Origin of the sequence: Flavobacterium sp. HBTb2-11-1 (assembly GCF_009826975.1) — a bacterium.
GTDB lineage: Bacteria > Bacteroidota > Bacteroidia > Flavobacteriales > Flavobacteriaceae > Flavobacterium.
Genome location: NZ_WUMO01000003.1, coordinates 439,281 through 452,255, shown reverse-complemented (window position 1 = coordinate 452,255; position 12,975 = coordinate 439,281). Strand labels below are relative to the sequence as shown.

At 33.7% G+C, this 12,975-nt stretch carries 13 protein-coding genes; 5 read left to right on the top strand and 8 right to left on the bottom strand.

The window, feature by feature from the left end:
• Positions 1-164 precede the first annotated feature (164 nt).
• From GR162_RS08920 to GR162_RS08910, 3 genes are all read right to left on the bottom strand, one after another.
• Positions 165-2,171, bottom strand: a complete 2,007-nt coding sequence (locus GR162_RS08920; RefSeq protein WP_160781852.1) for a trehalase family glycosidase — start codon at positions 2,169-2,171, stop codon at positions 165-167.
• 69 nt (positions 2,172-2,240) lie between these two features.
• Complete coding sequence (locus tag GR162_RS08915; RefSeq protein ID WP_160781851.1) at positions 2,241-3,794, bottom strand: aldehyde dehydrogenase family protein; 1,554 nt, start codon at positions 3,792-3,794, stop codon at positions 2,241-2,243.
• Between the two features lie 39 nt (positions 3,795-3,833).
• Positions 3,834-4,649, bottom strand: coding sequence for a DUF1338 domain-containing protein (locus GR162_RS08910; protein WP_160781850.1), 816 nt, complete (start codon positions 4,647-4,649; stop codon positions 3,834-3,836).
• A 188-nt stretch (positions 4,650-4,837) separates the two neighbouring features.
• Between GR162_RS08910 and GR162_RS08905 the strand changes: the two genes are divergently transcribed.
• A complete protein-coding gene (locus GR162_RS08905) occupies positions 4,838-5,308 on the top strand; it encodes an Lrp/AsnC family transcriptional regulator (protein ID WP_160781849.1) in 471 nt (156 codons plus the stop codon).
• A gap of 14 nt (positions 5,309-5,322) precedes the next feature.
• Here GR162_RS08905 and GR162_RS08900 read toward each other — a convergent pair whose 3' ends face one another.
• Entirely contained in the window at positions 5,323-6,096 is a 774-nt protein-coding gene (locus tag GR162_RS08900) for an SDR family oxidoreductase (RefSeq protein WP_160781848.1), read from the bottom strand.
• 199 nt (positions 6,097-6,295) lie between these two features.
• Between GR162_RS08900 and bioB the strand changes: the two genes are divergently transcribed.
• The 3 genes from bioB (at position 6,296) to GR162_RS08885 (ending at position 8,485) form a co-directional block, all read left to right on the top strand.
• Positions 6,296-7,285, top strand: coding sequence for a biotin synthase BioB (bioB, locus tag GR162_RS08895; protein WP_160781847.1), 990 nt, complete (start codon positions 6,296-6,298; stop codon positions 7,283-7,285).
• Between the two features lie 127 nt (positions 7,286-7,412).
• A complete protein-coding gene (locus GR162_RS08890; protein ID WP_160781846.1) occupies positions 7,413-7,964 on the top strand; it encodes a GNAT family N-acetyltransferase in 552 nt (183 codons plus the stop codon).
• A gap of 17 nt (positions 7,965-7,981) precedes the next feature.
• A complete protein-coding gene (locus GR162_RS08885; protein ID WP_160781845.1) occupies positions 7,982-8,485 on the top strand; it encodes a DNA-deoxyinosine glycosylase in 504 nt (167 codons plus the stop codon).
• A gap of 24 nt (positions 8,486-8,509) precedes the next feature.
• Here GR162_RS08885 and GR162_RS08880 read toward each other — a convergent pair whose 3' ends face one another.
• Together GR162_RS08880 and GR162_RS08875 are read right to left on the bottom strand one after the other, a co-directional pair.
• Positions 8,510-8,752: a hypothetical protein gene (locus GR162_RS08880; protein WP_160781844.1), complete on the bottom strand. Its 243-nt coding sequence runs from the start codon at positions 8,750-8,752 to the stop codon at positions 8,510-8,512.
• Positions 8,753-8,982: 230 nt separating this feature from the next.
• Entirely contained in the window at positions 8,983-9,294 is a 312-nt protein-coding gene (locus tag GR162_RS08875; protein WP_160781843.1) for an EthD family reductase, read from the bottom strand.
• Positions 9,295-9,664: 370 nt separating this feature from the next.
• Between GR162_RS08875 and GR162_RS08870 the strand changes: the two genes are divergently transcribed.
• Positions 9,665-10,123, top strand: coding sequence for an RNA methyltransferase (locus tag GR162_RS08870; RefSeq protein ID WP_008469187.1), 459 nt, complete (start codon positions 9,665-9,667; stop codon positions 10,121-10,123).
• 20 nt (positions 10,124-10,143) lie between these two features.
• On the opposite strand, the gene GR162_RS22150 is transcribed toward GR162_RS08870, so the two are convergent.
• Together GR162_RS22150 and GR162_RS08860 are read right to left on the bottom strand one after the other, a co-directional pair.
• Positions 10,144-11,589 (bottom strand): hypothetical protein, encoded by a 1,446-nt coding sequence (locus tag GR162_RS22150; RefSeq protein WP_202393921.1) that lies wholly within the window; start codon positions 11,587-11,589, stop codon positions 10,144-10,146.
• 51 nt (positions 11,590-11,640) lie between these two features.
• Positions 11,641-12,909 carry a hypothetical protein gene (locus GR162_RS08860; RefSeq protein WP_160781842.1) on the bottom strand — a complete coding sequence of 423 codons (1,269 nt, stop codon included), beginning with the start codon at positions 12,907-12,909 and terminating at the stop codon, positions 11,641-11,643.
• Between the last annotated feature and the right edge of the window lie 66 nt (positions 12,910-12,975).

The window sequence follows — 12,975 nt, the reverse complement described above, 5'->3', positions numbered from 1 at the left end:
TTAAACACATAGAAACATAGTTATATTTCTAAAAAAGATAAAGTGAAAGAAACTAGTTTCTAACACATAGCTATGTTTGCTTAAGAAAAGTACAACGTCTTTCACCGCTACAATTATGAGTCTAGCAAACTATGTTTCTATGTGTTAAAAACCAACGCTTTATATTATTTATCCTCTAAAAGCAGCATTAAATAATGCGAAGCAGACCAGCTAAAGTTGTAAGCTTCCAATCCTTTTCCGTTTACGGGCTGATAATTTTCTCTGATAGAAGTTCCTTTGTCCATAACGCCTTCCGCATTGTGCATCAGTTTATAGGCCAGTTCGTTTGCTTCTTTAGTGTATCCATACTTTTCTAATCCGTTGATGCCAAAATAACTTTGGTCAAGCCAAATAGGTCCTCTCCAATATCCGTTATCTGGTTTAAACTTTGGGTGATTCGCAGCCAATGTTGGTAGAGGCACAAAAGTGTTCAGACTCGCTGGATCAACCATATTGTTTTTTGCTGCTTTGGCTTGTTCCTTGGTAGCAACTTCTACCCAAATCGGACAATATCCTTCGCATCCCATTGCTTTTATCAATGTTTTGCCATCAATTGTTGTGTCGTAAAACCAACCCGTTTTTTGATCCCAAAATTGCTTTTGAATTTTGAGTTTTAATGCATCGCTTTCATTCTTCCATTTTTTAGCTTCATCATTTAATTTTAAAACTGATGCCATTTTACTGAGATAATTTTTCTCCGCAAATAAAAACGAATTTAAATCGACACTTTCTTGATTTAACGAATAGGCTTTTTCTTCGTTTTTCAGGATTTTGCTTTCGTCAAAACGAACGGCATTATCCATTCCACTCTCCCATTTTGCGGCAATCACAGTTCCGTCTGTCGAACCAAATTCGCATAAACCATCTTGATCGTGATCGCGTTCTTTGTACCACCAATTGTGATATAAAGTCAACTTTGGATAAAACTCTTTTATAAAATTATCATCTTTTGTTTTTTCATAAATCTTCCAAACAGCCCAAGCTGCAAGCGGTGCTTTTGTATTTCTATAATTATTTTCTTCAAGAAGATTGTTTCTGTAAACGCAATCTGGAATAAAACCATTAGGATCCTGATAATCAAATAAAGCACGCATTTGATTTTTGGCTAATTCGGCATCATAATTGGCTACTGCAACGGCATGTTTCCAGCTATCCCAAACCCAAAAACCATGAAACCATTCGTAATTGTAACTAGGGAAAAGACCTCCATGTTTTAATCCTTCCGCAGCAATTCTGGTATTATTTTGTAAAGTCAGTACCAATTTTGCAACCAAATCTGAATAACTCTGATCTTTGTAAATACTCTTCTTTTTGGCAATAAGCTGTGCCAATTGTTTTTCTTTTTCTTGTTGTGTCTTGTTCAACAGTGTAGTGAATACCGTTTTCTGTATCGTTTCGTTTTCCGTTTTCCAAGAATATTGCGGAAAAATAAAACTTTGTGAAACTATAATTTCTTTAGTTTCATTTGGTTTTAAAAACAATTTTTCGGTTTGTGCTTTGTATCCTTGTTTGGTAATTTCAATTTCTGGATTTGATTTTAGAAACTGAATATAACCAACCGCTATGCTTTTTGAAGAAACAATTTTTAAAGTATTTTTCTCATTCGATAATTGCAAATCATCTAAAAAAAGCGTTGCATTATAAGACGGAAAAAGCGTAATTGGCTTTGCACTTTTATTTGTAATGCTTGTCCTTTGCAGAGCAGTGTGACCTGATAAAAACACCAATTGTTGTTTTACATCTATTTTTTCATTCTTAAATTGCTGTTCTAAATGACTATTGTAACTGTTTTGTGCTACCAATGAACTTTTCCAGTCGATAATATCTTGGCCTTTTTCGTCTTTTAATTGCAATGAAACAAAAGAAGAACTTAACCAAACGCCGTTTTGTTCGGTCATTAAAAAAGGCCCCGAAAATCCTGCTTGAACATTTGAAGCATCTAAAAATCCGAAGGCGAACCAAGCGCCTTTATCAGAAAACGCAAGAGATTTTCTGTCTGTTGCATTTGCTGGATTTCCCTTAAAATTAATACTGTTTTTAGCTGATTCTAAAATGGGAAAGCCTTTTTGAGACCAGCCCGCTGAGATGATGAAAAAGAATACAAGAATCAAAAGAAATTTCTTTTTGTACATGTTATTTCATTTTTGTGAAGTGTTTTTTATCTAAATATAGGACTTGTTAATTTACTGGCAAAATTCATTTTACAAATGAAATTTTATCCCTTGAGATAATGCTACGCCCACACCATAATTGATTGTATTGGTTTGTCTTCTCATGTAAATTTTCCAAGCATCAGATCCAGATTCTCTTCCTCCCCCAGTTTCTTTTTCACCCCCAAAAGCCCCTCCAATTTCAGCGCCAGATGTTCCGATATTCACATTTGCAATTCCGCAGTCAGAACCTGCAACTGATAAAAACAATTCGGCTTCTCTTAAGTTATTTGTCATAATTGCAGATGATAATCCTTGAACCACATCATTTTGGATTGCAATAGCGTTTTCAACCGTTCCTGAATATTTCAACAGATACAAGACAGGCGCAAAAGTTTCGTGCTGTACAATTTCAAAAGAATTATCGGCCTCAGCAATGGCAGGTTTTACATAACAGCCGCTTTCGTATCCTTCGCCAAAAAGCACTCCGCCTTCAACCAGAATTTTTCCTCCTTGAGCAACTACTTTTTTCAGCGCTTCATTATAGAATTCAACTGCTTGTTTGTCAATAAGAGGTCCGACATGATTTTTCTCGTCCAACGGATTTCCGATACGCAATTGTTTGTATGCGGAAACAAGAGCTTCTTTTACTTTATCATAAATGCTTTCGTGAATAATCAAACGACGTGTAGTAGTGCATCTTTGCCCTGCTGTTCCTACGGCTCCAAAAACGGCACCAATAATAGTCATTTCCAAATCTGCATCGGGTGTTACAATGATGGCATTGTTTCCTCCTAATTCTAGCAATGATTTACCGAAACGTCCTGCAACTACCTGCGCAACAATTTTCCCCATTCTAGTAGAACCTGTAGCAGAAATTAATGGAATGCGTTTATCATTAGTCAGCAACTCACCTATTTTATAATCTCCCGTAACCAAACACGAAATTCCTTCTGGCAAGTTATTTTCTTTTATAACCTCTGCCATAATATTTTGACAGGCAACGGCACAAAGCGGTGTTTTTTCAGATGGCTTCCAAACGCAAACATCTCCGCAAACCCACGCCAAAGCTGTATTCCAAGCCCAAACGGCTACCGGAAAGTTAAATGCCGAAATAATCCCGACAACTCCCAAAGAATGGTATTGCTCATACATTCTGTGTCCAGGTCTTTCTGAATGCATCGTTAATCCATGCAGCTGACGCGAAAGCCCCACCGCAAAATCGCAGATATCGATCATTTCCTGAACTTCTCCGTAACCTTCCTGCAAAGATTTACCCATTTCGTATGAAACCAGTTTTCCTAACGCTTCTTTGTTCTTGCGTAATTTTTCACCAAACTGACGTACCATTTCGCCTCGCTTTGGTGCAGGAATTAATCGGAACTGATTAAAAGCTTCGTTAGCCGATTCCATCACTTTTTCATAATCAGCTGCAGTGGATGTTTTAACTTTTCCAATCAATTTTCCGTCAACAGGAGAATAACTTTCTAGAATTTCTCCATTAGAAAAGTTATTCAATCCTGTTGAAGTTCCCTCATTACTATCTTTTATGTTTAATTCTTTTAAAGCTTCTTTTATTGTAGTTTCTAATTCTTCGATTGCCATTATAAACTTTTTAGTTGTGCATTTTCTATTGACTGAATATTATATTGTTTTTTGAAGCTTCACATCGGTGCTTTCAAATATTTTATCTGCCGATGAAGCCACAAAACCTTGATATAATTCTCCGTTTGACATAGGGTAACGCAACGCAAATTCATAATAGCAAGATGGCACTTTTAAAGTTCCTTCCTCAAAATCAATATCGTACAAATCTGCCAATGTGCTTGATTGTTCTAAAAGCTGCTCTGGGGTTCCTTTAATTTTTCCGCCAGAAGCATTCAGTTCCCATCCGCTAGTTTCTAAGAAATTGTTTAATTCCTCTAAAGTTTTAAATCCTTTTAAAGCATTAGTATTGATTGTAAAGTGATTGGCTCTAAAACCATAAACATACATCCAAGCCGCATATTCAGATTCTTCTAATAATGATTTGTAAACCGCTTGCGAATTTCCTTTCCAAACCGCTCCGCTTAATACCAAATCTGGATTATTAAATACATTTTGATCACAACTGTCTAAAAGCTGCTGCACTCTTTCCTGTAATTCTGCAGAACATTTTTCTAATTCTAATTCTGAAATGAAAATTCTTGGTGCATTTTTATCTAAAGCATTTTCATAATGTTTAGCATATAGTTTTTTGGTTTCAAAATAATATTCGCCTTTTGTTTCATAACCAACATTAAGGAAAGCTTTTTCTAAAACTTCAATATTGACACGTTTATCGTTGAAAGTACGAATTGCAATATGGTCGTTTAAAATTTCTTCGCCTTTTTCTTCCAGTAATTCATGTATTTTTAAAGCCGATGGAGTAATTTCAATATATTGCTCCCAAAGTTTCGTAAGTAGTTGATTTTTATCCATTTTTAAGTTTGTTAAATAGTGTTATAATGACACAAATCTATAGATAATACTGTTATTATAACATTATAGTCATACGATTATTTACAATTCGACACTTTGAACTCTTTTTTTTGTAATTTTGACACTTTGAAAACGAGTTTGACCGAAAGAATTGTCAAAATAATAGAATCCATAAACCAGCACAGCATATGGCAGCGATTAAAAAGAATGAAAATATTGATGCTTTAGATAGAGAAATTATACAGAAACTGAGCGAAAACGGTAGAATTGCTTTTTCTGATTTAGCACGCGAATTAAACATTTCCAATTCGTTGGTACATTTAAGAGTTCGCAAACTGCAAGAATCTGGCGTAATAACTGGATTCTCTGTAAAACTAGCTCCAAAAGAAGTTGGTTTTGAAACCATTACCTACACAGGAATTGTTACAAAAGAGGCTCATTTTTCCTATTCTATTGCAGAAAAACTAAAACAGATTCCCGAAGTGGTAGAATGCCATTGGGTTTCGGGCAATTATGCTTTATTCATCAAAATTGTAGCGGCAAACAATGAAGAACTTCGTAAAATATTGTACGAACAAATTCACCAAATTGAAGGCGTTGGAAGCACCGATTCTTTTTTCTCTTTTGGTTCTGCATTTGAGAAAAATCTTCCTGTATAAACCTAACTGTTTTATTATCGTTTGATTACATATTCATGCCAAGTTTGTTTTCCCAAATTATTATCTGGACACAGATTTATTCCCGTAGTAAATAACTTGTGGCGTATATCTTCTGGCTCTTTTAATTTTAAATTTTTAGTATTCTGAGTGACTTGTAAATAAGTTTTGGCCATTTCTTCAAAATGAAGCACTTCTGGGCCTCCGAAATCTTCCATTAAACCTTTTGGAGATTCTAATGCAAGAGAAGCCAATAACTCGGCAACTTCCTGTACAGCTACAGATTGAAACCTCATTTTCGAAGGAATTGTTATGGAATTGCTTTCAGAATTTTGATCTAATCCCTTAATGATATTAAAAACAAAATCATGAAATTGAGTGGTTCTAAGAATGGTAAAAGGGATACCGCTTTTTGCAATGGCATTTTCTACTTCTAATTTTGCTTGATAATAAGGATAATCGCTTTTGTGAATTCCAACTATAGAAATATAAATAAAGTGTTTTATTGTATTTTTATCTACTGCATCAAGCAAATTCTTAGTGCCATTTATATCTGTCTGCTGAGAATTCTTCGGATTGCTTGCACAATGAATAATGACCTCTACTCCTTTTGCAGCTTCTTTTAATCCAAGATTTTGAGCCAAATCTCCAGTAAAAAACTGCACATCATGTCGAACTTCACAATTTGCTTGAGTTGTTAATACTGCTGTTTGGAAACCTTTTTCTATTAATGCACTAACAACATATTTTCCTAAATGTCCGTTTCCACCCGTAACTAATATCTTATTCATCTGCTTAGTATTTGAAGATACTATATTAGAAAATAAACTTTTATTTCTCAAAAATGTTTCGGTACCATTATTTTGGTTTTGAAGAAGAACAAATCTCCCATTAGTAACCGGTCTACCTAAAATATAAAAAGTGGTACATTTTGATGATACAGCAAAACGATACTTTTGAATAAAAATCATTAAAGCATATCAAAATAAAATGAACACGAAAATAAGACACGACTGGAAGAAAGAAGAAATTCAAGCTATCTACGATCAGCCTTTGTTAGAATTGGTTTATCAGGCTGCTACTGTACATCGAGAATTTCATAAACCTTCCGAAATACAGGTTAGCACATTACTTTCTATAAAAACAGGCGGTTGTCCGGAAGACTGTTATTACTGCGGACAAGCAGCGCGTTATCATACCGATATTAAAGTGCAGGCGCTTCTTCCGACAGAAAAAGTATTAGAACATGCGCAAAAAGCAAAAGATGGCGGTTCTTCTCGTTTTTGTATGGCTGCGGCTTGGCGTGAAGTTCGAGATAATAAAGATTTTGATCGCGTTATCGAAATGGTAAAAGGTGTAAACGATCTTGGACTGGAAGTTTGCTGCACGCTCGGAATGCTTACCGAAGAACAAGCTGTACGTCTTCAAGAAGCAGGCCTTTATGCTTACAACCATAATTTGGATACATCTGAAAGTTATTATGATGAAATAATCAGCACGCGTAAATTTGACCAACGCCTTGATACTATAAATAATGTCCGAAAAGCGGGAATCACAGTTTGCTCTGGTGGAATCATTGGTCTTGGAGAATCTAATGGTGATCGAGTTTCTATGCTATTAACTTTAGCAACTATGCCTGTTCATCCAGAATCTGTTCCTGTAAATGCTTTGGCGAGAGTAAAAGGAACTCCCCTAGAAAATAATCCTAAAGTGCCTCTTTGGGATATGGTTCGAATGATTGCCACAGCACGTATTGTTATGCCTGCGTCTATTGTACGTTTAAGCGCTGGACGTATCGAAATGACTGAAGAAGAACAAGCTTGGTGTTTTATGGCAGGCGCCAATTCTATTTTTACGGGAGAGCGCGAAACTTTATTAGTAACGCCAAATCCAGGGCTTTCTGAAGATATGCAGATGTTTCAAAATCTTGGACTTAAGCCTTTGGTTAAAGAAAATAAAAGTGCTTGTTCGGTGGTTTAAAAACACTGAGAAATATAAAAATGGCGCAGTTCTGAAAGCTTTCTGGACTGCGTCGCTTTTTTAGATCGTATTTCAAAAAATATTTAAATATATTTGGAATGCATTATTGCGAGCAGAAATTTACTCAATGGAAATATTAAATATACAAACCAAACGACTCAATATACGACATCTCACAGTATCAGATCTATCTGATTTTCATATATATCGCTCAAATCCTGAGGTTACCAAATATCAAGGTTTTGATGTTATGACAAATGAAGAAGCCAAAAACTTTATTGAAGAAAACGCAACGAAGCATTTTGGAAAAGCTGGAGAATGGGTGCAATACGGAATTGAAAATAGTGAAACTAAACAGCTTATTGGCGATTGTGCCATTAAACTCGACCAATACGACACAAGAATTGCCGAAATCGGAATAACGATTTCTCATCTTGAACAAAAGAAAGGTTTTGCAAAAGAAGTTTTACTTTGCATTTTAGCTTTTCTATTTGACACAAAGCAAATTCACCGTGTTGTCGAAATTGTAGATGCCGAAAATATTGCTTCTATTAATCTATTAAAAAGCACTGGCTTTAAACAAGAAGGACACTTTATTGAAAATATTTTCTTTAAAGGAAAATGGGGAAGCGAATTTCAGTATGCCATGCTGAAACGTGAATGGGATAAGAGAAAATAATACTATTTGATAAAAAAATGCTAAAACAAGCCCTCCAACCATTAATAGACAATTCCACAATTATCCTAATTATGGGTACTATGGCGGGTGAGCAATCCATTGCTAAACAGCAATACTATGCCAACAGAGGCAATCTTTTCTGGAAGATTTTGTTTGCTATTTTTGAAGAAGAATTCAGCACTTCTTATGAAGATCGTAAAGCGCTGGTCAAAAAATACAATATCGGTCTTTGGAATGTCCTTAAAAGCTGCAAAAGAGAAGGAAGCAGCGATGCCAAAATTACAGAAGAAACTATTAATGATTTTGAGAGTCTGCATAAACAATTTCCGAATATCAAGTATGTTTTTTTTGAAAGTAAAGCCGCCGCAAAATACTTCCATAAACACACTATTCCGCAGGAAGGAATTACTTATATCACCCTCCCTTCCACTAGCGGGTTAAATGCAGGTCTAACCAAAACTGAAAAAATGGAACAGTGGAAAGCTGTAGCGCAAGCAGTATTTTCAAAACTTGAAGGTTGATTTCCCCTCGAACAATAAAAAGAATTACCTATTTCGCATGATATAGAAAAGTATTTCTTCTTCTAACTCCCTTGACAGATTCTCAAATTTCATTCTGCGTCGAAAGTTTTTTTCGCTTTTATCCTTATAAAGCTCAGTTTTAGCCGTACTTGCGCAGTAAGCATCGCATATTACCTTAAATTTTTGGTCGAGTACATACAATTCTTTCATTGAATCAAAATACGCTGCAAATTTAACATTGTACAATTCGTCAGGAATAGCGGCCATAGGTCTGGTTGTATTTAAATTAATACTTTATTTCACCTTATAAGTTCATTACATACTCAATTGTTCCAGCTCTTCTTTTATCTAAGAAAACTGCTGTTGAAATAATACTTAAAATTAAAGTGAAAAACTTTAATCTTTGTATTTGAACCTCTGGAAATGGTTTCAGATTATAATCTGAAACCAGAAATAGTAAAATGAACCTTGAACCGCTAAAATGAAACAACTAAAAATCAGGTGTTTTTCACATCATATACGTAAATCTGCACCTCATCATCACTGGCTAAAATCCTGCGGTCAGCAGCGCATTGCTGTCCGATATCTGACTTAAAAGATTCCATCATCGTTTCTAAAGAATCGAAATATAAATTGGCTACAAGATATACATCTGAATGCCCCGTTGTTGACCGAACTGAACCATTGCTTACTTCATATTTTATTAATCCTGGAAGTTTTTTGGCTAATGGAATATGCACTTCATAATAATGTTTTTCGAAAGAACTGATGTCTTTTGGCGTTTTGTAAATTACAGTCATTTTTGCCATGATGTTGATTTTCTATAATGTTAGACAATTGTTTAACGTAAATTTAAAAGTAAATTCTGAACTGTTTAATATGATGAATAGACATTCTTAATAGTGTATTTGGACAGCAACTTTTAGTATTTTAATATAAAACATCTAATACACCTGTTCTTTATTTTTGAACCTTCTATAAATGAGCTAATTATTCCACAGTTAAAATGTTGTTTTTCTGAAAGCTGGAAAGATCATGAAGATTTTATAAAGCGAATGGTCTATCAAATCTATTGTGCTGATATAAACACAAATCATGAATGATATAAATATAAATAAGTAATATTTACATCTTAACAAAAAATTGATTTATCTACAGACAGTTTGTACTTTTGCCCGTATGAATGATAATTTTACAAATGAATACTTCGGCATAGGAATACAAAATGGTAAAACGCCAGAAAACTTAGGTGTTTTGTGGCGCTCTGCTCAAAACTTAGGTGCTACTTTTATATTTACCATTGGAAATCGATATGCCAAACAAGCCTGCGATACACACGACGCAGTAAAAGCAATTCCTTATTTTCATTACGATACGTTTGAAGCTTTTTTTGAAAACTTACCTAAAGGAGCAAGATTAGTTGGCGTTGAATTGTCTGAAAAAGCTGCTGATCTGGAAACATTCGAACATCCTAGACGCTGTGTTTATATATTGGGCGCAGAAGATCATGGTTTATCTAAAAAAGTAATGGAAAAATGCCATCATTTAGTAAAATTTAAATCGGAAAAAAGTTTGAATGTTGCCGTGGCAGGAACCATAGTCATGTATGATAGAAATTTGTCTAAACCTCGTTCTTGATGCCAATTTAGACAAGTTTCTTAATTAATTTTCTTAAGCGGATACTCATCATTCCCTGGATTAATGTTTGCTATTGACTCTCCTGAGATTATATACTGCTTATCATTTTTTTGAATGTATATAATTCCAAGTTCATTATACTTTTTATTGAATACTATTTTAATTTTATCCTCAGCTATATTTTCTGCCTTAAGATTTTTATACAATTCTGGTTTTTCTCCATCACCAATATAAACAATGGCAATATCGTCTAGACTTTTTATGTCTATTGAAAAACTGGTTACCAGTTCATCTTTATTTGTTCTCTTAAAAGTGTATTTCCCTGACCAAGAATTAGCTTCTCTCCTATTTTCAGATCTGGTTTTAGAACTTATGATTTTCCCTTCAGGGGTAATTTTATAACCCTCATTCAGCTTTTTATAAATTTTTGAAAACCGCATTTCAAAAATACCGATTGTTAAATCTTTATTGATTACAAACGATTTGGCAGTATAATTGGCATCTTCTGGAACTTCACCGTCTGCTTCAATCGCAATAAGCTGTTTCGAAATCAGTTCTTGATCTTTTACATTTAGAATCAAATGATCTAAGAAATAATCCTCTTTTTCATCTCGAATATTTACAAGATAAGTCTGAAATGGCAATCCTCCATTATCTATTTTATAAACAACATTAGGATTGTTTTTATTGATTTTTGAATGAATGATATTCGTTATTGATTTTAATTCGTTTCCTTTTACTCGCGGATACTTTTCATTGCATTTTGCATTTTCTTCCAAATAACATTCTTCTATATATTTATAATAATCAAATGGCAACGCTAATAAAGATTCTTTCTCCAAAAGATTTTTATTGCTGATTAATTCACAGGCAATAGTTCCATTTTTACTTGAAATAGTCACGGTATTATTTTCGTATTTAGACGTAATTATCGATTCTTCATTATTTTCTTTTTTGCTATACTCAGTTCGTTTTATAATTTTAATTACCCTGTTTTGATTATCGTACTCATTAACAATGCTTTCAGTACGATTGTAGTTTTCTCCCACAAAATATTTTTTCTCAAATAGTAAGACAAAACTTTTCGGATTGTAAACCATTTTTATTTCTTTTCGAACATTGTAACTTCCAAATTCCAAATAAGTTTCAATCATCGTATTATTTTTATACGCATATTTTGCATTTTCTTTTTTAGCATAAGAAGCCGTATCTTCTTTCTGAATTTTTTCCCAATCTTTCTTATACTGGAAAAATGTATTCAAATTGGTTTTCTTATAAACAGAACCTTCAATATTTTCGATTAGACTGTCTTTATCTTTAAAATTCAAAAACTTATTGGTTCTAAAAACTTCATACGCTTCTGTTGAAAGCTTTTCTTTTTTTGATGGGGAATAAAACTGTGATTCCTGCGAAATACATCTAACCGCAGACGATAAAAACATAAAAAAGATTAATATAACACGCATATTTTTTTTGAAATATTTACTTGAATATAATTTACTATTCAAATTAAAGGATTAGTTCTCATATGAATATTGGTATACTTCGCTTAAATTATTATCAGAATTGTAATTGTATATCATTTTAGCACAGCCATTAGAATCATTTAACGAAACTGTTTTCGATAAAATCTTATCTTTTTCCTTCGATATAAAAATATCCTTGTTACCCACTGAATATCGCATGTTCTCAGAAAGTAATGTATTGTCTATTATATTGTAAATTTTCATTTTAGAATACAAAACTTCCTGTTCGTTTTTATATTCATAAACCAGTCTCTGCGTTGCATTGACTTCTTTTGCAATTCTTCCCAAATCATCATATTCACAAAAACTGATCGCAACCACATCTCCGCTCCCATTTACTGTTTCACTCTTTGCACACTGAAATTTGTCATTCAGATGAAACACTTTGGCAATCATCACATTTTTTTCATCAACAGAAATGATGCTGAACTGTTTTTTGCCATATTTAAAAACATCCTTAGATTTTTCTCCCTTTTCATTTCTTCGCACTATACTGTCAATCAAATGATATGAATTTCTATAATACAAATCGTCAGAATACAGCACGCCATTAATAATAGTAGAATATTGTTTAATCAATCCGTTTTTGTCATACAGCGTTTCTATCTGCATAAAACTCTTTGCAGTTTTGGTACTGTCTCTAAATGCTTTTGCTGTTACCTTTCCCTTAGAACATTTAAAAAAAGCATTTGGTTTGGGATAATAAGAAACATTTGAATTTTGTATCAAATTATGAGCATAGTTTTGATCCACTTTAAATTTTGATTTTAATTCTTTTTCTGATTCTTTCTGCCTTTCCGCGATTTCTGCTTTTCGCAATTTGCTATAATACACTTTGTCATTAAAGGGAACTTTAAAATACGATTCGTAGGTTTCAATATACTTATCCGGATTGGCTACAAGAATCGGCTTATCGACACCATTGGACAATATCATTCCCGATTTTAGCTTGTAATCTTGGTTATTGAAATAATAGTAGCCATAATTCCTAAACTCGATTACGCAATCTTCCTTGACATGAAACACATGCACATCCTGAATGGTGTCAAAAGCTTCAGCAAATCTTTGGTAGATATTTAAATGCTTTTCTAAACCACCTTCCTGATTGTGGTCGAAGAATACCAAACTCACATCGTCTTTATGGTTAATTTCATAAAGCATTGCCTCGGGTTCGGGATTATCAGTTAGTATTTTTTTAGAACATGCGGTCAATAAAAGTAAACAGAGCACCGCGCCGATTAAATTGCTTTTAGCTTTCAAATTCTTATTGTTTTATCTTTTTTAAGACAAATTTGAAAAATATAAGCATACGGATTTGAACTGATA